25 protein-coding genes are annotated in these 24,086 nt (G+C 71.4%); 12 read left to right on the top strand and 13 right to left on the bottom strand.

All coding sequences use genetic code 11. The features are described from left to right. Nucleotides 1-50 precede the first annotated feature (50 nt). From ABZW11_RS15975 to ABZW11_RS15965, 3 genes are all read left to right on the top strand, one after another. Nucleotides 51-542, top strand: coding sequence for a helix-turn-helix transcriptional regulator (locus ABZW11_RS15975; protein ID WP_355417193.1), 492 nt, complete (start codon nt 51-53; stop codon nt 540-542). 3 nt (nt 543-545) lie between these two features. Next, nucleotides 546-983, top strand: coding sequence for a hypothetical protein (locus tag ABZW11_RS15970; RefSeq protein ID WP_355417190.1), 438 nt, complete (start codon nt 546-548; stop codon nt 981-983). Between the two features lie 122 nt (nt 984-1,105). Beyond that, nucleotides 1,106-1,471 carry a DUF2516 family protein gene (locus ABZW11_RS15965; RefSeq protein WP_355417187.1) on the top strand — a complete coding sequence of 122 codons (366 nt, stop codon included), beginning with the start codon at nt 1,106-1,108 and terminating at the stop codon, nt 1,469-1,471. Here the strand turns inward: ABZW11_RS15965 and ABZW11_RS15960 are convergent. Next, on the bottom strand, nt 1,456-2,130 hold the full coding sequence (locus tag ABZW11_RS15960) for an SGNH/GDSL hydrolase family protein (RefSeq protein ID WP_355417184.1): 675 nt from the start codon (nt 2,128-2,130) through the stop codon (nt 1,456-1,458). The two genes, ABZW11_RS15965 and ABZW11_RS15960, sit on opposite strands and share 16 nt — an antisense overlap. Nucleotides 2,131-2,158: 28 nt before the next feature. Between ABZW11_RS15960 and ABZW11_RS15955 the strand changes: the two genes are divergently transcribed. Beyond that, a complete protein-coding gene (locus tag ABZW11_RS15955) occupies nt 2,159-2,893 on the top strand; it encodes an alanyl-tRNA editing protein (RefSeq protein WP_355417181.1) in 735 nt (244 codons plus the stop codon). Here ABZW11_RS15955 and ABZW11_RS15950 read toward each other — a convergent pair. After that, nucleotides 2,890-3,801: a GntR family transcriptional regulator gene (locus ABZW11_RS15950; RefSeq protein ID WP_355417178.1), complete on the bottom strand. Its 912-nt coding sequence runs from the start codon at nt 3,799-3,801 to the stop codon at nt 2,890-2,892. The two genes, ABZW11_RS15955 and ABZW11_RS15950, sit on opposite strands and share 4 nt — an antisense overlap. 109 nt (nt 3,802-3,910) lie before the next feature. On the opposite strand from ABZW11_RS15950, the gene ABZW11_RS15945 reads away from it, so the two are divergent. Then, entirely contained in the window at nt 3,911-4,987 is a 1,077-nt protein-coding gene (locus ABZW11_RS15945) for an FAD-dependent monooxygenase (protein ID WP_355417175.1), read from the top strand. Nucleotides 4,988-5,014: 27 nt separating this feature from the next. Continuing rightward, a complete protein-coding gene (locus tag ABZW11_RS15940; protein ID WP_355417172.1) occupies nt 5,015-6,634 on the top strand; it encodes a DUF2207 domain-containing protein in 1,620 nt (539 codons plus the stop codon). Here ABZW11_RS15940 and ABZW11_RS15935 read toward each other — a convergent pair. Continuing rightward, nucleotides 6,631-7,539, bottom strand: coding sequence for an asparaginase (locus tag ABZW11_RS15935; RefSeq protein WP_355417169.1), 909 nt, complete (start codon nt 7,537-7,539; stop codon nt 6,631-6,633). The genes ABZW11_RS15940 and ABZW11_RS15935 overlap by 4 nt on opposite strands. Before the next feature lie 62 nt (nt 7,540-7,601). Between ABZW11_RS15935 and dtd the strand changes: the two genes are divergently transcribed. Further along, nucleotides 7,602-8,027 carry a D-aminoacyl-tRNA deacylase gene (gene dtd, locus ABZW11_RS15930; protein WP_355417166.1) on the top strand — a complete coding sequence of 142 codons (426 nt, stop codon included), beginning with the start codon at nt 7,602-7,604 and terminating at the stop codon, nt 8,025-8,027. Here dtd and ABZW11_RS15925 read toward each other — a convergent pair. From ABZW11_RS15925 to ABZW11_RS15910, 4 genes are all read right to left on the bottom strand, one after another. Then, nucleotides 8,024-8,962 (bottom strand): glycine cleavage T C-terminal barrel domain-containing protein, encoded by a 939-nt coding sequence (locus ABZW11_RS15925; protein WP_355417163.1) that lies wholly within the window; start codon nt 8,960-8,962, stop codon nt 8,024-8,026. The two genes, dtd and ABZW11_RS15925, sit on opposite strands and share 4 nt — an antisense overlap. A 42-nt stretch (nt 8,963-9,004) precedes the next feature. Continuing rightward, the gene (locus ABZW11_RS15920; protein ID WP_345395277.1) at nt 9,005-9,418 is read right to left on the bottom strand and encodes a Fur family transcriptional regulator; all 414 of its coding nucleotides are present in this window, start codon (nt 9,416-9,418) and stop codon (nt 9,005-9,007) included. 304 nt (nt 9,419-9,722) lie between these two features. Then, nucleotides 9,723-10,019: a DUF2470 domain-containing protein gene (locus ABZW11_RS15915; RefSeq protein WP_355417160.1), complete on the bottom strand. Its 297-nt coding sequence runs from the start codon at nt 10,017-10,019 to the stop codon at nt 9,723-9,725. Next, complete coding sequence (locus tag ABZW11_RS15910; RefSeq protein WP_355417157.1) at nt 10,019-10,507, bottom strand: FABP family protein; 489 nt, start codon at nt 10,505-10,507, stop codon at nt 10,019-10,021. Before ABZW11_RS15910 ends, ABZW11_RS15915 begins: the two co-directional genes overlap by 1 nt. Before the next feature lie 63 nt (nt 10,508-10,570). Between ABZW11_RS15910 and ABZW11_RS15905 the strand changes: the two genes are divergently transcribed. Further along, nucleotides 10,571-10,933, top strand: coding sequence for a DsrE family protein (locus tag ABZW11_RS15905; RefSeq protein WP_355417154.1), 363 nt, complete (start codon nt 10,571-10,573; stop codon nt 10,931-10,933). A gap of 5 nt (nt 10,934-10,938) precedes the next feature. Here the strand turns inward: ABZW11_RS15905 and ABZW11_RS15900 are convergent, their stop codons facing one another. From ABZW11_RS15900 to ABZW11_RS15880, 5 genes are all read right to left on the bottom strand, one after another. Further along, nucleotides 10,939-11,730 carry a metalloregulator ArsR/SmtB family transcription factor gene (locus ABZW11_RS15900; RefSeq protein ID WP_355417151.1) on the bottom strand — a complete coding sequence of 264 codons (792 nt, stop codon included), beginning with the start codon at nt 11,728-11,730 and terminating at the stop codon, nt 10,939-10,941. A 138-nt stretch (nt 11,731-11,868) separates the two neighbouring features. After that, entirely contained in the window at nt 11,869-12,588 is a 720-nt protein-coding gene (locus tag ABZW11_RS15895) for a glutamine amidotransferase (protein WP_355417148.1), read from the bottom strand. Continuing rightward, nucleotides 12,578-13,807 carry a MurT ligase domain-containing protein gene (locus tag ABZW11_RS15890; protein ID WP_355417145.1) on the bottom strand — a complete coding sequence of 410 codons (1,230 nt, stop codon included), beginning with the start codon at nt 13,805-13,807 and terminating at the stop codon, nt 12,578-12,580. The genes ABZW11_RS15895 and ABZW11_RS15890 overlap by 11 nt, the downstream gene beginning before the upstream one ends. Before the next feature lie 118 nt (nt 13,808-13,925). Beyond that, entirely contained in the window at nt 13,926-16,790 is a 2,865-nt protein-coding gene (locus tag ABZW11_RS15885) for an ATP-binding protein (RefSeq protein ID WP_355417142.1), read from the bottom strand. Between the two features lie 212 nt (nt 16,791-17,002). Then, a complete protein-coding gene (locus ABZW11_RS15880; RefSeq protein WP_355417139.1) occupies nt 17,003-18,946 on the bottom strand; it encodes a hypothetical protein in 1,944 nt (647 codons plus the stop codon). 170 nt (nt 18,947-19,116) lie between these two features. On the opposite strand from ABZW11_RS15880, the gene ABZW11_RS15875 reads away from it, so the two are divergent. From ABZW11_RS15875 to ABZW11_RS15865, 3 genes are all read left to right on the top strand, one after another. Next, the gene (locus ABZW11_RS15875; RefSeq protein ID WP_355417136.1) at nt 19,117-19,782 is read left to right on the top strand and encodes a hypothetical protein; all 666 of its coding nucleotides are present in this window, start codon (nt 19,117-19,119) and stop codon (nt 19,780-19,782) included. Next, nucleotides 19,779-20,429 carry a hypothetical protein gene (locus ABZW11_RS15870; RefSeq protein WP_355417133.1) on the top strand — a complete coding sequence of 217 codons (651 nt, stop codon included), beginning with the start codon at nt 19,779-19,781 and terminating at the stop codon, nt 20,427-20,429. The genes ABZW11_RS15875 and ABZW11_RS15870 overlap by 4 nt, the downstream gene beginning before the upstream one ends. A 790-nt stretch (nt 20,430-21,219) precedes the next feature. Next, nucleotides 21,220-22,053, top strand: coding sequence for a hypothetical protein (locus ABZW11_RS15865; protein ID WP_355417130.1), 834 nt, complete (start codon nt 21,220-21,222; stop codon nt 22,051-22,053). 9 nt (nt 22,054-22,062) lie between these two features. Here ABZW11_RS15865 and ABZW11_RS15860 read toward each other — a convergent pair whose 3' ends face one another. Next, complete coding sequence (locus ABZW11_RS15860) at nt 22,063-23,364, bottom strand: hypothetical protein (RefSeq protein WP_355417127.1); 1,302 nt, start codon at nt 23,362-23,364, stop codon at nt 22,063-22,065. Between the two features lie 162 nt (nt 23,365-23,526). Here ABZW11_RS15860 and ABZW11_RS15855 point away from each other — a divergent pair, with 162 nt between their 5' ends. Next, nucleotides 23,527-24,078, top strand: coding sequence for an XRE family transcriptional regulator (locus tag ABZW11_RS15855; RefSeq protein ID WP_355417124.1), 552 nt, complete (start codon nt 23,527-23,529; stop codon nt 24,076-24,078). The last annotated feature ends 8 nt before the right edge of the window (nt 24,079-24,086 follow it).

Raw genomic sequence — 24,086 nt, 5'->3', positions numbered from 1 at the left:
GTTAACCACTTCGTTTGCAATTGCAAGCAGGGCGAGGCAGACTATGAGGCATGGCACTACCTAAAGTCGGCTCGATCGGTGAATACATCCGCGAGCAGCGGCAGCAGGCGAAGATCTCGCTGCGCCAGCTCGCCGCGGCGGCAGGGGTGTCCAACCCCTACCTGAGCCAGATCGAGCGCGGCCTGCGCAAGCCGAGCGCGGAGATTCTCAACCAGATCGCCAAAGGTCTGCGCATCTCCTCGCAGGCGCTCTATGTGCAGGCGGGCCTCATCGAGGACCGTGAGCCGCCGAGCGACGTGCTCACCGCGATCAGAGCCGACTCGCATCTCAGCGAACGTCAGCGTCAGGTGCTGATCGACATCTATGAGTCGTTCCGCAAGGAGCATCCCGCCGAGGACGAGCAGACCTCCCAGAATGCCCGCCCCCGGCGCGACGCCGATTCGGACGACGAGCCGCTGCCCGAGGAGTTTCTCGCCGCTCTTGAGCCCTATGCGGCGACCTCACGCAACGGCAACGTCACCCAGGAAACCAAGGAAGGTTAACCCATGACGCTCGCCACCGAGGTCAAGAAGCTCACCGAGTCCAAGCCGTTCTACGCCGTGGCCGGCGTCGGCGACTTCGCCGTGGAGAAGCTGCGCGAGCTGCCCGAGCAGCTGCAGAAGCTCCAGTCCCGCCGCTACGACCTGGCCAAGGACCTGCCGGTCAAGGCCCGCGAGTACGCCGACAAGGCCGAGGGCATCGCCAGGGAGCTGCCCGAGAAGGCCCGCACGTACGCCGACACGCTCACCCACAAGGCCACCGAGGTCTACGACGAGTTCGCCACCCGTGGCCGCCGCGTCGTCAGCAAGACCACCGGCGAGGCCGCCCTTGAGCTGGAGGAGGTGTCGGTGGCCGCCGAGCCGCCCGTCGCCGAGCCGGTCGAGCCGGTCAAGAAGCCGCGCACGACCCGCGCCTCCGGCACGGGCAAGGCCGCCAAGGCCTGACCCATGCCTGCGGCCCGTCTCCCAGCGCGGAGGCGGGCCTTTCCTTTCCGGGGTGCCCGCGGGTCGGGGGTGCCTATTAGGCTGAAGCCGTTTGCATCGCGGCGTTGGGCGGAGACGACTACATGAACATGATCTACGGGGTCTTCAACCTCCTCTTCCTGGTGCTCGCCGTGGCCATCCTCGGCATGTCGGTCTACGCGCTGGTGCACGCGCTGCGAGTGCCGGCCAACGCCTTCGTCGCGGCGGGCAAGCTGCAGAAGAACCTGTGGCTGCTGATCCTCGGCCTGGCCACGCTGTTCTCCGCCGCCGGCGCGCTGAGCTACTTCCAGGCGTTCATGATGGTCGGCGGCAGCGGGTTCCTCGGCATCGGGCTCGGCATCTTCTCGATCGCGGCGGTCATCGCGGCCACCGTCTACATCGTCGACGTGAAGCCGGCCGTCAAGGGCATGGGCGGCCGGGGCAACAGCGGCCCCTACGGCCCCTGGTAAGCCCTCTGATGAGCCCCCTGATGGGCTCTGAGCTCGCCGGCCAGCCAGGCGGCCAGCCGCTCGTGACCGGCGCGCGTCGGGTGGATGCCGTCGGGCAGCACCGCCTCGCGCGGCCACGTCCTGAGCATGGGGTCGAGGAAGGGCACTTTTCCCGCCGCGGCGGCCTGGGCGAGGGCGTCGCGCACGCCGTACGCCCGGCGCGGCGGGTCCTCCAGCCAGATGGGGCCCACCATGACCGTCCTGGTCTCGGGCCAGTGGGCGCGCACCTGGGCGAGCAGGACGGTGGCGGCGCGGCGTACGTGGTCGGGGCTCCAGCGGCGGTCGTTGTGGCCGCCGGAGATGACGAGCAGGTCGGGGGCCGGCCGCCAGGCCAGCTCCAGCTCGTACGAGCGCTGGAACGTGCGGCCCGCCCGCCCGGCGTTGCAGAAGCCGGTGCCGCTCGCGCCCGCGATGATCGGCTGCCAGCCCATGAGCCTGGCGGTCTGGGAGGCGTAGCTCTCCCAGCGCGGCACCGGCCCTGACCCCACGGCGAAGCTGTCGCCCACGAACATCAGCACGGGCGCGGGCAGCCGCGCCCCGAGCGGCGGGCCGGGGACGTCGCCGCAGGCCGGCAGGGCCAGCAGCACGAGGACCGCGGCGCTTCGCGTCAGGCTCCGCATGACCACCCCAGGGCACTAGGCTGCCGATATGAGCACCGATCTGCACGGACGCACGCAACGACTGGAGTTGTCCGACCAGAGTCTGCGTGACTTCGAGGCCGTCGTCCTGGACGCCACACCCGAGGGCATCGTGCTGAGCAGGTCGGCATTCTATCCAGGTGGGGGCGGCCAGCCGGCGGATCACGGCGTTCTGATCTGGCAAGGCGTCGAAACCCGCATCGTCGGAGTGCGCAAAGGCGACGATCTCTACCTGATTCCGGCGGAGGACGATCCGATCCCGCCGGCCGGCACGGTCGTCAGGGGCGCGGTGGCCGACGAGCGGCGCTCGGCGCTCATGCGTACGCACTCCGGCCTGCACGTGCTGTGCGGCGTGGTGTTCAGGGACTACGGCTGCCTGGTCACCGGCGGCAACATGGACCCGCTGAGCGCCCGCATGGACTTCAACCTGCCCGAGGTGCCGCCCGGCTTCAAGGAGGCCGTGGAGCACGCCTGCAACGCCGAGATCGCCGCCGACCGGCGCATCGACGTGCGGGTGCTGCCCAGGACCGAGGCGTTCGCCATCCCCGACATCGTCCGCACGGCCACCAACCTCGTGCCCGAGAGCGTGCAGGACGTCCGCATCGTCGACATCGTCGGCCTCGACACCCAGGCCGACGGCGGCACCCACGTGGCATCGACCAAGCAGATCGGCCGCATCGAGGTGGCCAAGGTCGAGAGCAAGGGGCGCGGCTTCCGGCGCCTGCGCATCCGGATCGCCGACTAGCCGATCACCTTCTCCAGGCCGTCGAGCAGCGGCGTCAGGCCGAACTCGAAGAGCAGGTCGAGGTCGAGGTCGAAGTCGTCGCCCAGCTCCTCGATGAGCCGGGCGAAGGCGGGATGGCGGCCCGACGTGGCGAACCCGAGCAGGGCCGGATATTGCGCGTCCATCCACTCGTCGGCGGTCATGCCGGTGTGGGCGCGGGCCCGCCGTTCGAGCTCCAGGTTGGCCGCCATGCCCTGCACGTAGCTGAAGAGCAGGGTGTGCACGTGCATCTTGGTCACCGGATCGAGGCTCGTGCCGGCGAGCGCGCGCATCGCCCACTCGGTGTGCTCCAGCAGCGCCGGTGAGGGCATCGGCCTGGTCAGCGAGGTCGTGCCGGCCACCCAGGGGTGGGCGCGGTAGACGGCCCACTGCGTCCTGGCGGAGATCTCCATCGCCGCCCGCCAGCCCTCGGGCGACTCCTCGGGCAGCGGGAAGTCGCCGATCACCGCGCCCACCATGAGCATGACCAGGTCGTCCTTGCCGCCCACGTGGCGGTAGAGGGACATGGTGGCGACGCCCAGGCGGGTGGCGAGGCCCCGCATGGTCAGCTCCTCCAGCCCGTCCTCGTCGGCGATCTCGACGGCCGCGCGCACGATGCGCTCGCGGGTCAGGTCGTGCTCCTGCGAGGCCGTCCTGAGCTTGGGGGTGCGGCTCTCGGCCACGACGGTGCCCACCCTGGGCTCGGCGACCACGACGCCCTCTCTGGCCAGCAGCGTGAGCGCCTTGGCGGCGGTGGCCAGGGCGACGTTCCAGTCTCTGGCGAGCTGCCTGGTCGAGGGCACGCGCTCGCCTGGACGGAGCCTGCCTTCCGTTATGCGCCGCTTGATGTCGGCGGCGATGCGGGCGTGGGGCGGGACCGCGTCGGCCATCGATTTCCTCCTGTACTAGTACAGATTCTCCCTACTATAGCTTGCTACCTGCTGTATGTACTGCGTACATTCACTTCTGCGTACAACGTCAACAGCGAGGAGCAACACCATGAGAGTCCTGGTTTCCGGTGCGGGTGTGGGCGGTGCCGTGCTGGCGCACTTCCTCGGGCGCGCGGGGGCGGACGTGACCGTCGTCGAGCGGGCGCCGGCCCCGCGCGAGGGCGGGCAGGCCATCGACGTCAGGGGCGCGGCGCTCACCGTCGCCGACCGGATGGGGGTGCTGGACGAGATCAGGGGCCTGCGCACGACCATGCGCGGCATGTCCATGGTCGACGTCAACGGCACCGAGCTGATGCGCGACACCGAGCAGACGGTCAGCGGCGGCCGGTTCGACAGCCCGGACGTCGAGATCATGCGCGGCGACCTGATCGCCGTGCTCAGCGCCGCGAGCCCGGCCCGCCGCGTCTACGGCGACTCGATCGCCACCCTGACCGAGGACGGCGAGGTGACGTACGAGAGCGGCGGCCACGACCGCTACGACGCCGTCATCGGCGCCGACGGCCTGCACTCGAAGGTGCGCGCGCTGGCCTTCGGCCCCGAGTCGCGATACGTGCACCACCTCGGCCAGTACATCTCCATCTTCACCGCCGACAACTTCCTCGGCCTCGACCGCTGGCAGACCTGGTTCACCGAGGGCGGGGCAGGAGGCGTGGTGTTCAGCGACCGCGACCCGGCGCGGATGCTGGTCAACCTGGGCTTCGCCGCCGAGCCCTTCCCGTACGACCACCGCGACGTCGAGGGGCAGAAGCGGCTGGTGCAGGAGCGCTGCGCCCACGTGTGGGAGGCGCCCCGGCTCCTCGAAGCCATGTGGAAGGCCGGCGACTTCTACTTCGACGCCATCGCCCAGGTCAGGATGGACCGCTGGAGCACCGGGCGGGTGGCGCTGGTCGGCGACGCCGGCTACTGCGCCTCGCCGATGTCGGGGCAGGGCACGAGCCTGGCGATGGTGGGGGCGTACGTGCTCGCCGAGGAGCTGATCGCGGACCCGCTGGGCGCCGGAGAGCGGTACGAGCGGCGCCTGCGGCCCTTCGTCGCGGCGAACCAGGCGCTCGCCCTGGAGAACCCCGGCGGGCCCGCCTCCCCCGAGAGCGTGCAGCGGGCGGCCAACGCCATCACGCTGGACTGACGGTACAAACCGCTACGATGTCCCGCCATGACGGGTTTCAGACTCACGTTGACCGCCCTCGCGGCCACCGCTCTGACGTTGACCGCAGCCTCAGCCGCGGCCCCAGCCGCAGCGGCACAGGCCGGGATCACGGACGAGGTGACGATGACCCTCGGCAAGGACGGCACCCTGCACGTGGTCGAGAAGATCGGCGGGGCGTCGGGAGACCTCAAGCGGACGTTCCTCACCAGGACCCGCTACGACGACACCAGCGACCGCCTCTACCAGATCGCGAACGTCAAGGGCGGCACCCTGTCGGGCGACGTGCTCACCGTGACGGGCCAGACCGTCGAGTACGACGTCAAGGGCGCGGTGACCCCCTCGGGCGACGTCGACGAGCTGCGCTGGTTCGCGGTCGGCGGCTGGAACCAGCCCGTCACCAAGGCGACCGTGCACGTCACAGGCCCGGGCCAGATCCAGAGCCTGTCGTGCTTCGCCGGTGAGCTGACCTCGGCCGTCGGCTGCACCTCGGCCTCCATGAACCACGAGGCCACCCAGGCCGACTTCGAGCAGGACGACCTCGCATCGGGCGAGACGCTGACCGTCGTCGTCGGCTACCCCGAGGGCGTCACGGGCGCCGCGCCCATCCTCGACCGGCGCTTCTCGCTGTCGGCCGCCTTCACCCTCGACGCCATCACCGGCGGCGCCCTGACCGGCCTGCTGGTGCTGCTGCTCGGCGGCATCGGACTGCTCTACTGGACGCGCGGGCGCGACGCCAGGGCCGCGGGCCACGAGGGCGGCCCCATGGCGGCGGTGCAGAACGGCCACTTCACCCCGCCCGACGGCGTGCGGCCCGGCCAGATCGGCACGCTGGTGGACGAGCAGGCCGACGTCATCGACGTCACCGCGACCATCGTCGACCTCGCCGTCCGCGGCTACCTGCGCATCGACGAGCAGCCGCGGCAGACGTACGACGCGCCCGACTGGATGCTCGTCAAGCTGCCCAGCGCGCCCGTGGACGCGCTCCTGCCCTACGAGCGGGCGCTGTACGACGCCGTCTTCGAGGGCCGCGACCACGTGCTGCTGTCGCAGCTGTCCGGCTCGTTCGCCAGCCACCTCGGCGAGGTGCGCGACGCGCTCTACACCGACGTGGTCAGGCAGGGCTGGTTCGCCCGCAGGCCCGACACCGAGCGCACCCGCTGGACGACGCTCGGCGTGGTGCTCATCGGCGTGGGGCTGCTGGCCACCGTCGCGCTGGCCTGGTTCACCACGTACGGGCTGCTCGGCCTGGCCGTCGTCATCGCGGGCGGCGCGCTGGCGACCGGCGGGCAGTACATGCCCGCGAAGACCGCCAAGGGCTCGGCCGCGCTCGCCCAGACGATGCGCTTTCGCCAGTATCTGTTCTCCGGCGAGCTGGGCGACGTGCCCGAGCAGCACCGGGTGGAGCTGTTCTCCCGCTACCTGCCCTACGCCGTGATCTTCGACGGGGTCGAGCACTGGTCGCGGGTGGTGGCCTCGGTGACCGGCAACGGGCAGCGGGCCGACAACCTCTACTGGTATCACGGGCCGGCGGAGTGGGACCTGTCCAAGTTCGCCGGGTCGATGCGCACGTTCACCACGACGACCTCGGGGGCCATCTCCGCCACCCGCCAGTTCCGCAGCCTCTAGCGCACCCGCAGCTCGCCGACCGGGCGGCCGCCGCCGAGCACGGCGGGGGCGCCCAGTTCGGCCAGCTCGGGCGCGTCGAGGCCGAGCGAACGCAGCGCCGCCACGGTGACCGCGACGCGGGCGCGCGGCGAGCCGTCCTCGACCTTGACCGTGCCGGCCCTGCCGTCCTCGAACGCGAACGCGTCGAACGCCTCGGCCCCGGCCTTCAGCATCAGGCCGGGCAGCGCGCGCATCAGCTTCGCCTCGGGCCGGTCGGTGCCCGACGTCCACTCCGGGTAGGTGCGCATCGCGTCGAAGATCTTGCGCTCGCAGGAGTCGGGCGACGACATCGGGAACGCGCGGAACGCCTTCGTCACCCCGAGCATCGAGACGAAGAACAGCGGCGCCCCGCACCCGTCCACGCCGGAGGCGGCGACCCGCTCGCCGGTCAGCTCCTCCACGGTCTCCCTGATCGCGCGCTGCAACGGATGCGCGGGCTCCAGGTACGTCGTCAGCGGCCAGTCGTTGAGCGCGCAGGTGGCCAGCATGGCGGCGTGCTTGCCCGAGCAGTTCATGTAGACCCGCCCGCGCTCGGTCACCGCGCGGTCGAACGGGTAGTCCTCAGGGCACAGCAGGGCCGACTCGTCCAGCCCGGCGCCCGCCAGAATCTTCCTGACGCCCTCCACGTGGAACGGCTCGCCCGAGTGTGAGGCGCAGGCCAGCGCCAGCAGCTCGTCCTCCAGGTTCAGGCCGGCACGCAGCATGCCGAGCGCCTGGAGCGGCTTCATCGACGACCGTGGCGAGGCCGGCACGTGCACCGCTCCCCTGGTCTCGACCGGGCGCCCCGCGGCGTCCACGGTCAGCATGCGGGCCAGGTGAGTGGACTCCACGAACCCGGACCGGACGACTTCCACAACCATCGACATGTTCTTAACCCCTTTCGACACGAGTGTATGGAGGGGTTTGACCTGGTCCAGAATGGGATCCCATGCGAGCAGTCGTACAGAGAGTCAGGTCGGCCTCGGTCGAGGTCGAGGGCCGCACGGTCGGGGCCGTCGCGGAGCCCGGCCTGCTGGTCCTGGTGGGGGTCACGCACACCGACACGCGCGCCGAGGCCGCCAAGCTCGCCGCCAAGCTGTGGGGGCTGCGGCTCCTGCACGGCGAGAAGTCCTGCTCCGACGTGTCGGCGCCGCTGCTGGTGATCAGCCAGTTCACGTTGTACGGCGACGCCCGCAAGGGCCGCCGCCCCACCTGGCAGGCCGCGGCCCCAGGCCCGGTGGCCGAGCCGCTGGTGGACGCCGTGGTCGAGGAGCTGCGGGCGCTCGGCGCGCACGTGGAGACGGGGGTGTTCGGGGCCGACATGCAGGTGTCCCTGGTCAACGACGGCCCCATCACGGTCGTCCTCGAGTTTTAGCGGATGCGGCGGCGCAGCGACGGGTCGATGCTGACGTTGCGCCCCGCGTCCGGCGGCACGACGACCTCCTGGGCCGCCGCCACCCCGCCGGCCAGCAGCGGCGCGTCGACCGGCACCGTGCGCTTGACCACCGCGAGCGCGATCGGGCCCAGCTCGTGGTGGCGGGCCGCCGAGCCCACCACGCCGACCTCCTGGCTCTCGAAGATCACCGGGGCGCCGTGCGGGGGCAGCGTGTCGACGCTGCCGTCGAGGTGGAGGAAGACCAGGCGGCGCGGCGGGTGGCCGAGGTTGTGCACCCGCGCCACCGTCTCCTGGCCGCGGTAGCAGCCCTTGCTGAGGTGCACGGCCGCGCCGATCCAGCCCACCTCGTGGGGGATCGTCTTGTGGTCGGTCTCGAACCCGAGCCGCGGCCGATGCGCCTCGATGCGCAGCGCCTCGTACGCCCACAGCCCCGCCAGAGGCCGCCCGAGATGCTCGGCCAGCTCGGACCGCGGCACCAGGAAGTCCTCGGACGCCGTGGAGAGCACCGCGAGGTCGTCGGCCCGCGACACCTCGACCCGCAGCATGAACCGCATGCGGTCGAGGTAGTCGATCAGGCTCTGCCCGGTGCCGGGCTCGACGTGGGCGAGCATGGCCTCGCCGTCGTCGACCAGCGTCAGGTGGTGCTGCACGCGGCCCTGCAGGTCGAGGTCGAGCGTCTGTGTCCACTCGCCTGGGCGCAGCGTGTCGAGCTTTTGCGAGGTCAGGTCGTTGAGCCATTTCAGCCGGTCGGCGCCGGAGATGCGGACGACCTCGCGGTTGCTGCGGTCGACGACCGCCTCTCCCTTCGCCAGCGCGCGCTGCTCGGCGAACAGGTCGCCGTAGTGGGCGGCTACGTCGGAGTCCGGCGCGTCGGCGGCGACTGCGCCGGGGAGATCGAGCAGAGGGCTACGCATGCCTTCCAGGCTATCCACCCGGCCGGTCGCGTTTTCGCCGGGTCAGCGGCAGTCGCGGCAGCGGCCGAACACGGTCAGATGATGGACGTCGGCCACGAAGCCCATCTCCTGGTCGAGCCCCTTGACCAGCCCCTCGGCCAGCTCGGGACGCACCTCGAAAACCTGGTCGCAGCCCCTGCACACCAGATGGACGTGGTCGGCCTCGGCGGCCAGGTGGTAGGTGGGGGCGCCGTGGCCGAGGTGGGTGTGGGTGACCAGGCCCAGCTCCTCCAGCAGCTCAAGCGTGCGGTAGACGGTCGAGATGTTCACGCCGCGCGCCGTCTCGCGCACCTTGACGCAGATCTCCTCCGGTGTGGCGTGCTCAAGCTCCTTGATGGCCTCGAGGACGAGCTGACGCTGCGGGGTGACCCGGTAGCCCTTGGCGCGGAGTTCTTCGTGCCACTGCGTCTCCGTCATGCACCGAGTCTATGCCGCGGCGATATTCACTTGCCCGTTTCGCGGCGGACCGCATAGCTTCGTTGGTACGCGGAAAGGAGGTGGTCCGAATAATGGTTAGTCATAGTCGGGCTAGCGAGGTGGTTGTCCGCTGACCTCGCGGACTGTTGTCTCGTGACGTCAGCGAATACGAGGCAACCACCGGGGCCCCTGACAGCCGGAGGGCGGGACGCCTGATCCCGGCCATTGGTCCATCCGGCCCGCCCGCACAGCGCGGCGGAGTGTTGTCCGGGGCCCTTTTTCATGCCCGCCCTCGGCCGGAGCCTCAGTGCTCCCCGCGGGCGGGCACTCCCAGCTTCTCGCACGCCTCGCGGTAGAGCCGCACGACGGCCTTGCGCACCTGGGCGCGCTCGGCCAGCGTCTCGCCCCACGGCACCCGCACCCGCTCTCCGCCGTCGATCGTGAACGTGATCGCCTCGGCGTCGACGTCGCTCGTGACCGCGGTGCCCGCATCGGGCCTGCCGCCCAGCGCGCGCACGATGAGCAGGCCGTCCTCGGCGTGGTCGTCGTTCATGTGCCGCTTGATCGCCTCGACCACGTCGGGGGCGAACGGCGTGCTCATCAGGCGACCTTCTTCAGCTCTGCCGACATGTGGTCGGTGAGCGGGTGGCCCATGGCGGCCATCTCGTAGGCCCACATGAGGTTGCCGTTGACCAGGCCGTAGAGGCGGTGGCCCGCGGTGTACTCCTTCGCCGAGGCGGTGCGGGCGACGACGTCGGTGCGCAGCTCGATCTTGTGGAAGACGACCTCGCCGATGTAGATCTCGACGATGCCCGTCGGATGGGAGAGCACGACCTCGATCTGCCGCTCGGGCAGCGAACGCCAGTAGCCGGACTCCGTGGCGAGCGGCCTGACGCGGTTGCCCGCGTCGTCGAGCAGCCAGGTGCGGCTCACGTAGGTCAGGAACGGCTTGCCGTTGTGGCCGAACTCGATCTCCTGGCCGAAGTTGAAGCTCTCGATCGTCGGGTAGCCGCCCACGCCGGCGCCTTCCCACCGCCCCAGCAGGAACGCGATCGGCTCCAGGTCGGGGTGCAGCTCAGGTTCTTCCATGGTGTCCAAGACTAGTGGCGGCGACCGGTGGCGGTGGAGCTGCGGGGCGCTAGGGTGGCGGACATGGCACGATCACTGGTGATCAAGGTGACCGCGGGGGCCGACGCCCCCGAGCGCTGCAACCAGGCGTTCACGGTCGCGGCCGCAGCGCTCGCGAGCGGCGTACCCGTCTCCCTGTGGCTGACCGGGGAGTCGTCGTGGTTCGCGCTGCCCGGCCGGGCCGAGGAGTTCAGCCTGCCGCACGCCGCGCCGCTCAACGACCTGCTCGACGCCCTGCTCGCGGCCGGGCGGGTGACGCTCTGCACGCAGTGCGCCGCCCGCAGGAACATCACCGTCGACGACCTCATCGACGGCATCCGCATCGCCGGCGCGCCGGCGTTCGTCGAGGAGGTCACCGCCGAGGGCGTGCAGGCGCTGGTCTACTGAATCGGCTACTGATCGCCTGACGGCAGGGGCTCGCCGGTCTCCAGCAGGGTCTTGAGGCTGGAGACGATCTCCGGCCAGCCCTGGCCGACGCCTTCCCTGATCGAGCTGCCCGGCTCGAACCCGCCGTGCACGACGGTCAGCTTGACCAGCTCGCCGGCCCGCTCGATCTCGAACGACACCGTCGAGCGCGCCTCCTTGGCCATCTCCTCCCGCCCTTCCGGGCTCAGGCCGACGAGCTCGGCGAACTCGGGCGTGATCGAGTGCCACGTGTACGCCAGCCGCCGGTGCGGCTCGGAGGCCACCACGACCTGCTCGGGGTCGGCCATCCTGACGCCCTTGTACGTCCAGGTGACCGCCGACCCCTCCCGCCAGTCGGACTCCAGCTCGACCCCCCAGTAGCGCCGGGTCCACGCGGGGTCGGTGAGCGCCTGCCAGAGGCGCTCGGGGGTGGTGCGGATGTAGGTCGTGTAGACGACGTCCTGATCCATGGGACGTTCCTCCAAGGCCGTCTTGAGGTCCGCCAGGGCGCCTGCCCGGTGGCGGTCGTACCGGTTGATCCAGCGTTCCGCGATGGCGTTGATCGGTACGGCGTTGAGGAAGTGCAGCTTCTCCCGCCCGCGCCGCACGGTGGTGACCAGATTGGCCTCCTCCAGCACGGCGAGGTGCTTGCTGACCGACTGCCTGGCCATGTCGAGCCCCGCGCACAGCTCACGCAGCGTCTGCCCGTCGCGGGCGTTGAGGCTGTCGAGCAGACGGCGGCGACTGGGGTCGGCCAGCGCCCTGAACACGTCGTCCATCGTTTCGCCATCCTGACATGCAGCTGTCCGGCTGCCTATCGCCAAAATAGGCAGCCGAATGGCTGCCTGTCAACAGGGGGACACACGACGGCCCGGCTCCCTGACAGCGGGAACCGGGCCGAGCGCCGAGCTGATGACTCAGTGTTGCTGCTGGAGGACCGTGGTGAGGCGTTCTTGGCGGAGGGCCTCGTAGCGGGTGTCGTCGAGGGGGGCGAGGTCGCCCACGCGCCACGACAGCAGCAGGTCGGCCAGGCCGGGGTTGCGGGCCAGGGCGGGGCCGTGGAGGTAGGTGCCGACGACGTGACCGGCGTAGCAGCCCTCGAAGCCGTCGCCGTTGCCGGTGCCGACGATCGTCTTCGACAGCGGCTTGACGCCGGGGCCCAGGCGGGTGACGCCCATGTGGTTCTCGAAGCCGGTCAGCGTGGGGATGTTGAGCGCGGCGTCCACCTCGGCCACCAGCTCGCCCACCGCACGGGCGGGCCCGCGGACGCTGGAGATGTCGAGCAGGCCGATGCCGTCGACCGGCTGGCCCTCCTCGCCGCCGAACGTGCTGCCCATGATCTGGTAGCCGGCGCACACCGCGAGCAGCGACGCCCCCCGTGCGACGGCGCGGTGCAGGCCGCCGTCCTTGCGCAGGCGCCCCGCGGCCAGGATCTGCGGGCGGTCCTCGCCGCCGCCGATGAGGTAGATGTCGCCGGTCTCGGGCACCGGGTCGGCCGAGCGTACGTGGATCGTCTCCGTCTCGATGCCCCGCCGCTGCGCCCGCTGCTCCAGGACCAGCACGTTGCCCTGGTCGCCGTAGGTGCTCAGCAGGTCGGGATAGATCCAGACGATGCGAAGGGCGCTGTCAGACGGCACGGCCGAACTCCGATCGGATCTGCTGGAAGGCGGTGTAGTTGGCGATCACGTCGACCCGGCCGGGCGGCTGCATCGCCAGGGCCTCGTTGAACGACTCGCACAGCGTGGACGGCACCTCCGCCACGTCGAGCCGCAACGCCAGGTCGAGCCGGCGCTGACCGGTGACGAACACCGGGCGCCCGCGCAGGATGCGGTAGTCGACGTCCCACAGCCACGAGGTGTCGCGGCCGTCAGGGCCCTGTGCGTTGACCGACAGGATGATCGGCAGTTGCGGGTCGGCGACGTCGAACGCCTCCAGCCAGCCCGCGGGGTTCTTCGCCAGCAGCAGCCTGGCGTGCCGGCCGTCGCGCTCGACCGTGGTGTAGCGGCCCGCGACGGAGGTGACCTCGCGCAGCCGGGGCAGCGCCTGCTCGACCGGCACCCCGAACGCCTCCGCCACGGCCAGCGCCATCACCGCGTTGGAGCGGTTGGCCTGGCCGGGAAGCTGGATGTCGAGCAGCCACCGCTGGCCGCGCGGGTCGATCGCCGCGTCGTCGTCGACCACCCACTGCGGCTCAGGACGGTGGAACGTGCACTCGCGGCACGCCCAGTCGGCGTCTTTGCGGTCGAGCGGGCCGCCGCACTCGGGGCAGCACCACGAGTCCTCTTTCCAGCGCTGGCCGCCGGCCACCCAGGTGACCTTCGCGGCCGTGGAGGCGCCCCAGGTGACGAGCGGGTCGTCGCAGTTGGCGATGACGTGGGTGGGCTTGCCGGACAGCGCCCTGCGCCACTTCTGGGCCAGCAGCCAGATCTCGGCCGCGCGGTCCATCTGGTCGCGGCTGAGGTTCATCAGGCAGACGACGCCCGCGCCCGTCGTGTCGAGCACCTCGGGCAGGTATTTCTCGTCGACCTCCAGCACGCCGTAAGGGGCGCGCTTGTGCTGGGAGAGCGCCGAGACATGGCCGGCCGGCATGTTGGCGCCGAAGGCGTTGGTGGCGACCTCGCCGAGCTCCAGCAGGGCCGAGGTGATCAGCCGGGTCGTGGTGGTCTTGCCGTTGGTCGCACTGACCAGAGCCAGCTTGCGGTCACGGGCCAGCTTGCGGAGGAGGTCGGGCTCAAGGAGCAGACCGACCCGCCCGCCGATCACCGATCCGTCACCGCGCCCTGTCATCCTGGACAGCGTGGCGGCACTGCGTCCCAGGGCGCTGGCGAGCTGGGCCCGCAGAGGAAGCTGGGTCATGTGCATGGATCCTAGTCCGGGTTACCGCCTGGTTCGGAGGGGCGCGCGAAAACCCCGCCCGGTTTGACCGCCCGAGCGAAGGTTCACCCCACCCGATCTCCGCTGTGCCGTGAACGCGTCACGCCGAGGGGGTGCTGTAGGCGGGGGTGGCGTTCACCGCAGGACCTGTCGGTTCTGCGAAGGTGATCTCGGGCGCGCCGCCCTGCTCGAACGGCAGCACGAACCGGCGCGGCCACGACAGCACGCCCTCCAGCCAGCCCGCCCCCATGGTCTGCCCGACGTGCCGGATCCTGCCCGCCGCCTCGACCCCGATGGCCACGGTCAGGATGTCGCGCTGCACGCTCTCGTGCTCGTCGTCGCCGAGGATCACCCGCCAGGCCAGCTCCCTGTTGTGGTCCACCTCCATGGACAGCGGGTGGTGGCGCAGCGCCTTGGCCCGGTGGCCGAGCAGCTCGGTGTGGCCGAGGTCGCCGGCGCCAGCGGACGGGCGGAACAGGGCGTACTCCATGGGCGGCGCGGGACTGCGCAGGTTCGGGGCGGGGTGGCCGTACGGGAAGAGCCGCTCCACCTCGTGCAGCCAGCGCACCTGCGGGATGACCCACGACGCGCCGGGCCGCTCGCCGCCGCTGTCGAGGCCGCCGAGCAGCCGGCCGGCGGCCTCCGCGGCCTTCTCGGTGAGCAGTGAAGGGTCGAACCACGTGCGCAGCGACCAGGCGCGGCGCTGCACGCCGCGCTCGATGAGGGTGGCGAGCAGGCACTCCCTGCGCCGGGCGGGCAGCTCGCCCCAGGCGGCCGACAGCGCGCGCGGCACGCCGGGCAGCGGCCGGTTGCTGACGAAGGCCAGCACGACCGTGTCGCACCAGATCCGCAGCCAGGCCCACTCCTGCGCCCCGGCGAGCACGTCGGCCTCGCGCAGCTCGACCAGCGTGCACGCCTGCCCGGTACGGCACTGCGCCCCGCACGCGGCCGACCTGCGCCCCCTGATGGGCGGCGGCGGCCCGGGCAGCACCTTCTCCCGCGACTCGCCGAGCGGCACCCGCACGCGCAGCGGCCGGTCCATGCCGTCGGCGAACACCGCCGCCGAGCCGGGCTGCAGGGAGACCACGTGGCGCGACTGCTCGTCGCTGAGGTTCATGGCCGCGCCGACGAGCCGCCTGTCGTCCTCTGCGGGCAGCCGGTGCACGACCTTCAGCGCGGTGTTCTTGACCACGTCGGTGACGAGCTTGGTGGGGATCTGCTCGGCCACCACGATGCCCTCGCCGTACGCCCTGATCTCGGCGAGCAGCCCGGCCAGCAGCTCGACGGCGTGGGTGGAGGCCCGGCCGTGGCCGCGGTCGCGCAGCAGCCGGTGCGCCTCCTCGATGACGATGACGTGCCGCAGCCCGGTCGAGCGCTCGCGGCGGGCGCGCATGCGCAGGTGCTCGACGATGCGGATGATCAGCGTGCCCATGAGGAACGCCTTGTCCTCGTCGTTGGCGACGTCCTCGATGGCGAGCACGACGTCGCGTTCGAGCAGGCCGCCGATGTCGGCGGGGTGACCGCCCTCGAAGAAGCGCCCGGCGGAGCCGACGCGCAGGGAGCGCAGCCGCAGCGAGATGAAGCCCTCGACGTCGGCCTGCACCTCGCGGCCGTAGCCGATCTCCTTGATGACGTCCATGGCGTGCTGCTGGAGCTGTTCGAGTGTGGGGACGCTGGGCGGGACGTCGGAGCCCGGCACGGCGCCGCCCGTGACGACGTCCCAGCCGGTGGCCTCGTAGACGCGCTGCAGGGCCAGCGACATGATCTGCGGGAACGGCTCCTCGGCGTCGAACGCGGCCATGAACAGCGCCCTGACCATGTCGATGTGGGCCTGGACGGGGTAGCCGGGCTCGGGTTCGAGCGGGTTGACGCTGAACGGCACGCCGTCTGGGGCGGACGGGTTGATCACGGTGACCGGGTCGGGGACGCGGCCCGCCATGGCGGCGTACTCGGACTTGGCGGGCTCGATCGCGAGCCACGGGATGCGGGCTCGGCTGAGCTGCTCCAGCAGGTGGCGTACGGTCTGCGACTTGCCCGAGCCGGTCGCGCCGGTGACGAACGCGTGCCGGTTGAGCGTGGCGAGCGGCACACGGAACGAGCCGACACCCCTGTCCTGCCCGTCGAGGATCTCACCGAGCAGCAGCTCGCCGCCGTCCACGCCGCCGTCCGACTCGGAGGTCACGTCGAAGAAGCCCGACTCCAGCACCCGCACGCCCGGCACCTCGCGCCGCGGCAGCCCGGCCAGCGCGGCCAGCGCGCCCGCCGTCGCGGCGAAGGGGGCCGCGGCGCCGTCGGCCGGGTCCTGCATGGTGATGGCGAGCGCCTCGGGCAGCGCGTACGCGGCCCCGTGCGAGCTGCGCAGCCGGTACGGATGATGGCTCATCTCGACCGACCCCACGAGCACGGGAGCGATCTGCCGCAGCTCCTCGGCGGTGGCGCCACCGGCCAGCACGCGCACGTTCCACAGGCCCGCCTCGCGGAAGGCGTCCAGCTCCTGCATGCGCCGCTCGGCCCGCTCCGCGTCGAACCGGGAGCGTTCGGAGGCGTCGCCGTACTGGCGCAGCACGTTGAGCTGGGTACGCAGGTGCGCCACCTCGGCGTCCAGCAGGTCGGTCGGCTCGGCGACCACCAGCCAGGCGAACGGCCGCGACATGAGCGTGACCAGCGTCGACTCGAACAACGTGGGCCGCCTGAGCTCGTCGGGGTCGAACTCGCGCCCCCTGCTGCCCAGCGGCGGCGCCTGGCGTCCAGGACACGGCGTCCACACCAGGTCGGCCAGGTCGGCCAGGTACTCCTCGTCCAGCCGCATCCCGCGCGCTCCCCCTGGGAACAGCAGCGGTTGCGGCCCGCTCGGATGGTCGGGCAGGTCGGTGGACCTGCGCGGCTGGCGCGGCGGCGACAGCGGCCCCGCGTTCGTGATCAGCTCAAGCGGCGCCCCCGATCCACGCGACAACCACCCGATCACGAAAGGACGGTCACGCTGCGCCGCCGACAACACCGCGGGAAGCACGGTGACGAAATCCCATTCCGCCGACGAGCTTCGCGAGGGTGCTGCGATCGACTGAATTCGATACCAGGGCCCGCTCAACGCGACGCTCGGCTGCATTTCAATCCCCCACAGACGGTTCGTAGTTAAATTCCGCCAACCGTCAGCCCGTCACCTTGACATTGACCATGTCATTGCCTGCCCTTGCGCCAGTCCAGGCGTGGCGGTGGTGGCCCGAGGTTCGGCGGCGGCTCTCCGTCGCCGTCGCCGGCCCTGGGGTCGAGTGCCAGCACCGCCTCGCGGACGTCCTCCAGCTCGCCGAGCGTGGTCTTGGGGAAGGTGAGGATGGCCGGGTTCGCGTCGGCCAGGCGGACCCGGCGGCCCTCGGCGGTGGCGTCCGTGACGATCACGGACGTCGTGGGGAGTTGCTGGAGCTGGTGCGGCTCGACGAGGAACTCGCGCGAGCGCTGCAGCACCCGCTCCTTCTCGGAGATCTTGTCGGCGGTGCGCCCCCACTCGGTGGACTCGGTGATGTCGCCCGCGAGGTCGGGCGCGTGCTCGTCGCGGTCCTCGTGCTCGTCGTCGACCTGGGCGATCGTGGAGGTGTAGCCGCCGTCGAGCCCCGGCAGCGAGTCACTGATCGTCTCGGTGAGCTGGGCCAGCTCGAGCCGGTGCTCGGTGCCGACGTGCTCGCTGGCCACCCGGGCGTCCTCGGCGTTGCCGAGCCGCATGAACGCGACCGCCGCGTGGCCCCTGCCGAGCCGCTCCCTGACCGTGGGGGTGAGCGACCGGTAGGTGAGGACGAGTCCCGTACGCGAGGTCTCGCAGGCGTCCATGAGCCGGTCGAGCACGTCGCCCCTGAGCTTGTCGGCGCCCGCGACGATGATCGTGTGGTACCAGGGCCGGTCGGAGGCGGGCGACTGGCGCAGGATGTGGGTCAGGGCCGTCGCGACGTACGTGCCGAGCACCCGGTTGCCGAACACGCCCGCCTGCCGGTCCATGCTCACCACCCGCAGCCGGGCCGGCGGCAGGCGCACGGCCTGTGTGCCGAGCGACTCCAGCTTGCGCAGCTGCGACTCCAGCGCCCAGGCCCGCTCGATCACCACCCGGTCGCTGACCCCGCGCCCGAACAGCGTGCCGATGCGTTCGAGCTGGGTGGCGGTGATCAGCCCGAACCGCAGGTCGTCGCGCGGGTCGCCCACCTGCGCCAGGGCCCGCAGCGCGGCGGTGACCTGGCTGATGGTGGCGTTCTCGCCGAGCACCTCAAGCACCCGCTCCAGGATCGCGTTGTCGAAGCTGAGGTCGCGGGTGGTGCGGTGCTCCTCGCTGACGCTCACCACGTGGGCCAGGACGTCGGCGAACGCCTCAGGCTTGAGCGTGGCGCCCAGGTCGAGCCGCGGCAGATCGACCGGCAGCACCCACACCAGCGGGTCGTCGCCGCCCTTGCGGGCCAGCTCGATCAGGTCCTTGGCGATCGCGCCCTCCGACAGGTCGAGCACCGTGAGGTGGCCGCCGCTGTAGAGCCGGGTCGCGCCGATCAGCGTCACCAGCGCCGACCAGCCGGGTAAGGTGCCGCCCGCCACGTCGATGCGGTCGATCTCGTCGGGCACCGAGACGGCGTACCAGGTCAGCTGCCTGTCGTGGCGATCCTTCGACTCCTGCCACTCGCGGTAGCGCTGGGCGTGCTCCTCCTGCGCGCGGAACAGCTCCTTGTCACGTTCCTGACGTCGCCGTTCGTCCTTGGCCTGCTGTTCGAGGACCCGGTACCTGACCGCGCGGTCGCCCTGCAGCAGCGCGTAGCTGCAGATGCCCGCCACGCCGCCGGCCGCGACCAGTCCCAGCAGGGCGAAGGGCCAGGCGAGGTAGCCGGACAGCGCGGCGCCCAGGATGAGCACGGTGAGCACGAGCATGAACAGGCGGACGTGGCGTACCGGCCGGTTGAGCATGTCCTCCAGTTGCCGCTCGCGGCGCAGCAACTCGGACGCGGCGGGGTCGGGCTGCTCCTGCGCCGCCTCCTCGCCCGGCGAGGGGCGTTTGGGCGGCGGCCCCGGTTCGGGATGGAGCAGGATGTACTGCCAGCCCAGGTAGATGCGGTCCGCCTGGAGCTGGGCATGCTCGGGATGCACGTCCGCCACGTGACCCTCCGGCCGCCGATATGTCATGAGGTGTAGGGCTCAGCCCATTCCCGCTCCGTGACAGCGTATGAGCTGGAACCACCGTAGCGGCAGGGTTATCGGCAATTTGACCAGTCCGATGGGAGCATTGCGGCAGATGAGACGAACGGGAGCTATTACCATCCTTATCCATGACGGAACCCTCCGGCGACCGCACTGACAAGCCCAGACGCCCGGTAGTGGTGCCCGCCATGGCCCTGACGGCTCTGACCGTCATCGGCATCACCGCCCTGCTGGGCGGCCTCGGCGAGGCTCCGGAAGAGGTCGAGCCGCTGAGCCAGGGCGCCGTGCTCGACCAGGGCCTGTACGACACCAAGTTCGTCGAGTCGCGCGTCCGGGTCGAGCGGGCCCAGAACACGTGGGACGAGGACAAGCGCTTCCTCGAGCTCGTCTTCGACGTCACCAACAAGGGCGACGAGACCCTCCCCGTGGGCCTGCCGCCCGCCAAGATCGAGCAGGCGTTCACGTCCACGACCTTCGCCGGGTCCCTCGTGAAGATCACGCCGGCGTTCGACCGGGAGTCGGGGCCGTTCGCGTACGCCCTCAGCAAGGGCGGCGAGACCCGGCAGCTGCACCCCGGCGTGACCAGCGAGGTCATCGTCAGGTACCGGCTCAAGGACGGTGAGCAGCCGCCCGACAAGGTCACCCTCGACGTGGCCTCCTTCGAGGAGACCGAGGCGTTCAACAACGCCGCGCTCGAATGGAGCATGGTCGCCGAGGAGGCGGGCGAGCGATCCTTCCGGCCCGTCATCAAGGCGCGCGTGACCCTGCCGGTGAAGAAGGGCGGCACGGCATGACCCTCATCGACCAGCGCTCGGAGGTCGCCCCCGGCCGCCAGTCCCGGCGGGGCGGCCGCCGCAAGGGCCGCGGCTCCGGGATCGCCGGCGTCGCCGCCGGGCTCGTGATGCTGCTCGCCGCCGTCGGGCTGCAGACCCAGGCGCTCGGCGAGGGCTCGTTGAGCGACCCGCTCAGCTACACGGGGAGCAAGGGCGAGATCGTGGACGCCCAGCGGTTCACCGTACGGCTCGACGCGTTCAGCACCGCCAGGAAGATTCAGCTCTCCGACACCGAGACCATCGAGACCGGGAACATCTTCCTCATCGTCCAGGCGTCGGCCAAGTCCAGCATGAAGCCGTACCACCTGGGGCAGCCCGTGCTGCTCACGCCCGACGGCGTGCGCTACGCCGCCACCGACCGGGTGGACAGCCAGCAGACGCTGGCCAACGTATGGGTGCAGCCGGACATCTGGGTCAAGGGGCCGTTCTTCTTCGAGGTCCCGGCGAAGGCGCTGCCGGGGGCGCGCGTGGTCTTCGGGCTGCCGCCACAGGCGGGGCCGCAGGAGCCGTACCGGCCTGAGGTCGAGATCGATCTCGGCCTGGACGAGGCGGCGGCGCGCAAGCTCGCCGGCTCGCCGCAGGACGTCTACTCGATCGTTGAGAAGTGATCTCAGGATGAGCACGAACGACTGGTTCTCGCCGCGCAGAGACCCCAAGCGCGCCCCCGACGCAGAACCCGCCGCAAGCCCCGACACAGGCCCCGCCGTCGGCCCCGACACAGGCCCCGCCGTCGGCCCCGGCGCTGGATCCGGCGCTGGACCCGGCATCGGGCCCGAGTCCGCCGCTCCGCCGCAGTCGGCCCATGAGCAGGCCCCTGGCAAGGGCCTTCCACCGGGTCCCGGCATGCGCGGTGGCGTCCCCGGCCGCATGTCCGGCCAGGGCGCCCCGTCCGCCTACGACTGGTCTCCGTCCGAACACGACTGGGCCCCCGGGAACGCGCCCGCACCCCGGCCCCGCCGCCGCCACGCCGCCCCTGACCCCTCGGCGCCTCACGGCCACCCGGCCGAACCCGCCGGCTGGGCTCCCAGAGGCGCCTACGACCCCGCACAAGCGCCTGCACAAGCCCCCCGGCCCCCTCAGCCAGACGGCCCCTCCTACGGCTCAGACCAAGCCTGGAGCGCCCCACACCCCGACGCCCCTCAACCAGGCTGGGCCGGGCAGAGCGCCGGCAGGCACTCCGGTGGGCCCGCTTACGGCGAGCAAGGTCCTGAGGCGACGTTCGGGCAGAGCGACGGGCGCGGCTTCGGTCAGGGGCCCGGCGACCAGCGGGGGCCCGGTCAAGGGCCCGGCGACCAGCGGGGGCCCGGTCAAGGGTCCGGGCGTGGGCGGCGGTTCGGGCCGGGGGCCGGGCCGCAGGTCGGTGACGTGCGGGGGCGGCGGGCCATCAGTGATCAGCAAGTGTGGCCGCCCGCTCCCCGGGAGCCGGTCGGCGGTGCGACGCAGCCCATTCCCGCCGTCAGGACGGCCGGTCCGCCCCCGCAGTACCGGCCGGGCGCCCCGGCTCAACCGCCCGTCGCCCCGCCCACGGCGGCGGGAGCGCCCGGTCTCGCGGCCGGAGAGGGGCAGTCCTTCGCGCAGGGCGCCCCAAGCGCCGAGCCGTTCCCCGGCCCCGAAGCGAGCGGGCAGGGGCCTGCGGAGGGCACCGGGCCCCAGGGCGGGGGCAGGTCGAAGCGGCGTACGGCGCTGGTGGCCGCGGCGGCCGTGCTGGCGTGCCTGCTGACGACCGCCGCACAGACCTACGACGGCCACGCCTTCTACGAGAAGGTCTCCGAGGAGGAGACGAAGGAGATCATCGTCGCGGCGGGCCAGGCGGGCAAGGTGAACGGCGTCGAGTGGAAGGCCGCCGTGTCGCGCACCGAGGCGCCCCAGAACAGCAAGCACGGCCCCGAGGTGACCTGGCTGAAGGTGGACATCACCAGAAAGGTCGTGGACAAGGGCAGCGCCACGATGGTGGCGGAGCCCACTGACGTCCAGGTGCAGGACCGCGCGGGACGGATCTGGACGGCGCCCATCGAGGCGGTGGGCGACCGGCCGACGGACCGGCTCGTGGTGGGCGAGGAGTACAAGATCCAGGGGCTGGCGATCGTGCCGACGCCGGTGGCGAACGAGGTGGAGCTGTCGTTCCGGCCCAGCAACTACCGTTCCGACACCCCGACGGATGAGCTGTTCACCCGCGAGGGCGCGGAGAAGCTGGTGCCGGACGTGGAGGTGCTGCGCTTCAGGCGCCGCTGAGCCGGCCGGTCACCCCTCCTCAAGCGGGCGGCCGGCCAGGCGGGCGCGGGTGGCCGCGAGATCGTACGTGGCCGCCAGCAGCGCCATGGTGAGCACGGTCACCACCATGTCCCGGACGAACGACACGGGCACCGCCTGGTAGACGCCGACCCACTCGTCCCGGGCGCCGATGAGCATCATGACGCCGCGCTGCGCGTACTGGCCGCCGATCTCCAGGGCCGCGTAGCACAGGCACATCATGCCGAACAGCGGCATCCCGCCGTTGAAGATCATCCGCAGCGAGTTGGCGAGCGGCACCCAGCGGTCCCTGAACCCGCCGGTGAGCTGGTCGAACGACTTCTGCGTGAGGTCATGGCTGGTCTCCAGCCGGTCGATGCCGCGCTCCAGGCGGGTGCCCCTGAGCAGGGTGCGGGCCTCGTCGGAGAACGCGCCGAAGACCAGCATGGCCACGGTGAGCCAGGCGAGCGGCACGGCCACGCCGTCGAGGACCAGCGGCCACACCTCGCCCCACCAGCCGGTGACGGTGTCCCAGAGCGGCACGTTCTCCTTGGCCTGGGTGAGCAGCTCCTCGGTGCCGGCGATGGCCTTGCGGTGCTGCACCCACTCCGAGCGGGCGTCGCTGAAGGCGACGGTGGCGTTCAGGCCGTAGAAGACGAAGGCGAACTCGGAGAAGGCGGCCAGGAAGCCGAAGAACCTGCCCTTGTTCTGCTCGACGAACTTGGAGAACAGCCACTTGAGCCCGAAGGCGACGGCCATGGCGCCGAGCGACACCCGCCAGTCCAGGTCGACGAGCCCGCGGCCGACGTCGCTCTGCTCACCGAACCAGGACGCCTCGGTCTGCTCGAAGAAGTGATGGAAGATGTCCATCTGGTAGACGTCCCTGGCGTCCTCCGTCTGGAAGCCCCAGGCCAGATAGAGCACCGCGAACGCGGGCGCGATGCGGTCGAGGGTGCGGAAGAACTTCTCCTCCCCGACGCCGTCCCCGGCTCGTGCGCGCACCTCCCACAGCGCGCCGCGCAGGCTGTGCAGCATGCCGGCGGTGACGGTCATCGCGGCGAGCACGATGAGCGTCAGCAGGGTCATGACGGCGACGAGGCGGACCTGGCGGTAGTCCCCGTACGCGACCTCGGAGGCGGCGTAGAGCAGCACGAAGCGGACGAGCTCGCCCGCGGCGTACCAGAGGATCAGCGGCGCGGCGCACTTGCCCGCCAGGCGGAGGGCGTGCAGGGGCAGTGAGTACGGCGACGGCATCTGCTGAGCCGGTGTGGGCCCTGGTTGCGGCGGCGCCGTCACACCTGTCGAACCGGACATCTGTGGAATCGTAGCGTTCTGTCCCATGTGACGCAGCCGCAACCCTTGAAGACGCTGCGCGATCAAGAGCCAGGTGAGCGGCGCCTTCCCCCCCGGCGGTGACATAGGTTTCCCCCCGGCGAACGGGGTCACGACCCGCCTCCCGTACGGCACCATTGCGGTATGAAACCGCGACCCGCGATCGACACCGATCCCCGCGTGGTGGGCGATCGATTGCGGCGGCTGCGACAGGCGCGCGGCGTCTCGCTCTCCGAGCTGGCCAAACGGGCGGGCATCGGCAAGGCCACGCTGTCGGGCGTGGAGACCGGCACCCGCAACCCCACGCTCGAGACCCTGTGGGCGATCACCGCGCAGCTGGGCGTGCCCATCGGGGCCATCCTCGACGCGCCGCCGGAGCCGCAGGTCATGCGGGGCACGGCCATCGAGGCCGAGCTGCTCGAGGTCTTCGAGGACGACCGGGTCACGTACGAGCTCTACCGCGTACGCGTCCCGCCCGGCCTCACCCAGACCTCACCCGCCCATCACGAGGGGGTGAGCGAGCACGTCACGGTCTTCACCGGCACCCTGAGCGCCGGCCCCGTCGACGCGCCGCTCACGGCCGGCCCGGGCGACCACATCTCGTGGCGGTCCGACGTGCCGCACGGCTACCGCGCGCACGGTCCCGACGTCGTACGCGCCACGCTCCTCATGCGTTACCCCACCCGGCCGCCGTGAGGCAGGCG

The sequence above is a fragment of the Nonomuraea sp. NPDC004580 genome, from assembly GCF_040609855.1.
In the GTDB taxonomy this organism is placed as follows: Bacteria; Actinomycetota; Actinomycetes; order Streptosporangiales; family Streptosporangiaceae; genus Nonomuraea; species Nonomuraea salmonea.
The sequence above is the reverse complement of the archived record's forward strand: the minus strand, read 5'-3'. Positions and strand labels throughout refer to the sequence as shown.

Coding starts and splice junctions, on each gene's coding strand:
- ABZW11_RS15975 (WP_355417193.1), top strand. CDS start 51: ATGGCACTACCTAAAGTCGGCTCGATCGGTGAATACATCCGCGAGCAG.
- ABZW11_RS15955 (WP_355417181.1), top strand. CDS start 2,159: ATGAGCACCGATCTGCACGGACGCACGCAACGACTGGAGTTGTCCGAC.
- ABZW11_RS15945 (WP_355417175.1), top strand. CDS start 3,911: ATGAGAGTCCTGGTTTCCGGTGCGGGTGTGGGCGGTGCCGTGCTGGCG.
- ABZW11_RS15900 (WP_355417151.1), bottom strand. CDS start 11,730: ATGGACGACGTGTTCAGGGCGCTGGCCGACCCCAGTCGCCGCCGTCTG.
- ABZW11_RS15860 (WP_355417127.1), bottom strand. CDS start 23,364: ATGTCCGGTTCGACAGGTGTGACGGCGCCGCCGCAACCAGGGCCCACA.
- ABZW11_RS15875 (WP_355417136.1), top strand. CDS start 19,117: ATGACGGAACCCTCCGGCGACCGCACTGACAAGCCCAGACGCCCGGTA.
- ABZW11_RS15920 (WP_345395277.1), bottom strand. CDS start 9,418: ATGACGGAGACGCAGTGGCACGAAGAACTCCGCGCCAAGGGCTACCGG.
- ABZW11_RS15965 (WP_355417187.1), top strand. CDS start 1,106: ATGAACATGATCTACGGGGTCTTCAACCTCCTCTTCCTGGTGCTCGCC.
- ABZW11_RS15905 (WP_355417154.1), top strand. CDS start 10,571: ATGGCACGATCACTGGTGATCAAGGTGACCGCGGGGGCCGACGCCCCC.
- ABZW11_RS15910 (WP_355417157.1), bottom strand. CDS start 10,507: ATGGAAGAACCTGAGCTGCACCCCGACCTGGAGCCGATCGCGTTCCTG.
- ABZW11_RS15855 (WP_355417124.1), top strand. CDS start 23,527: ATGAAACCGCGACCCGCGATCGACACCGATCCCCGCGTGGTGGGCGAT.
- dtd (WP_355417166.1), top strand. CDS start 7,602: ATGCGAGCAGTCGTACAGAGAGTCAGGTCGGCCTCGGTCGAGGTCGAG.
- ABZW11_RS15940 (WP_355417172.1), top strand. CDS start 5,015: ATGACGGGTTTCAGACTCACGTTGACCGCCCTCGCGGCCACCGCTCTG.
- ABZW11_RS15870 (WP_355417133.1), top strand. CDS start 19,779: ATGACCCTCATCGACCAGCGCTCGGAGGTCGCCCCCGGCCGCCAGTCC.
- ABZW11_RS15925 (WP_355417163.1), bottom strand. CDS start 8,962: ATGCGTAGCCCTCTGCTCGATCTCCCCGGCGCAGTCGCCGCCGACGCG.
- ABZW11_RS15960 (WP_355417184.1), bottom strand. CDS start 2,130: ATGCGGAGCCTGACGCGAAGCGCCGCGGTCCTCGTGCTGCTGGCCCTG.
- ABZW11_RS15970 (WP_355417190.1), top strand. CDS start 546: ATGACGCTCGCCACCGAGGTCAAGAAGCTCACCGAGTCCAAGCCGTTC.
- ABZW11_RS15890 (WP_355417145.1), bottom strand. CDS start 13,807: ATGACCCAGCTTCCTCTGCGGGCCCAGCTCGCCAGCGCCCTGGGACGC.
- ABZW11_RS15950 (WP_355417178.1), bottom strand. CDS start 3,801: ATGGCCGACGCGGTCCCGCCCCACGCCCGCATCGCCGCCGACATCAAG.
- ABZW11_RS15935 (WP_355417169.1), bottom strand. CDS start 7,539: ATGTCGATGGTTGTGGAAGTCGTCCGGTCCGGGTTCGTGGAGTCCACT.
- ABZW11_RS15915 (WP_355417160.1), bottom strand. CDS start 10,019: ATGAGCACGCCGTTCGCCCCCGACGTGGTCGAGGCGATCAAGCGGCAC.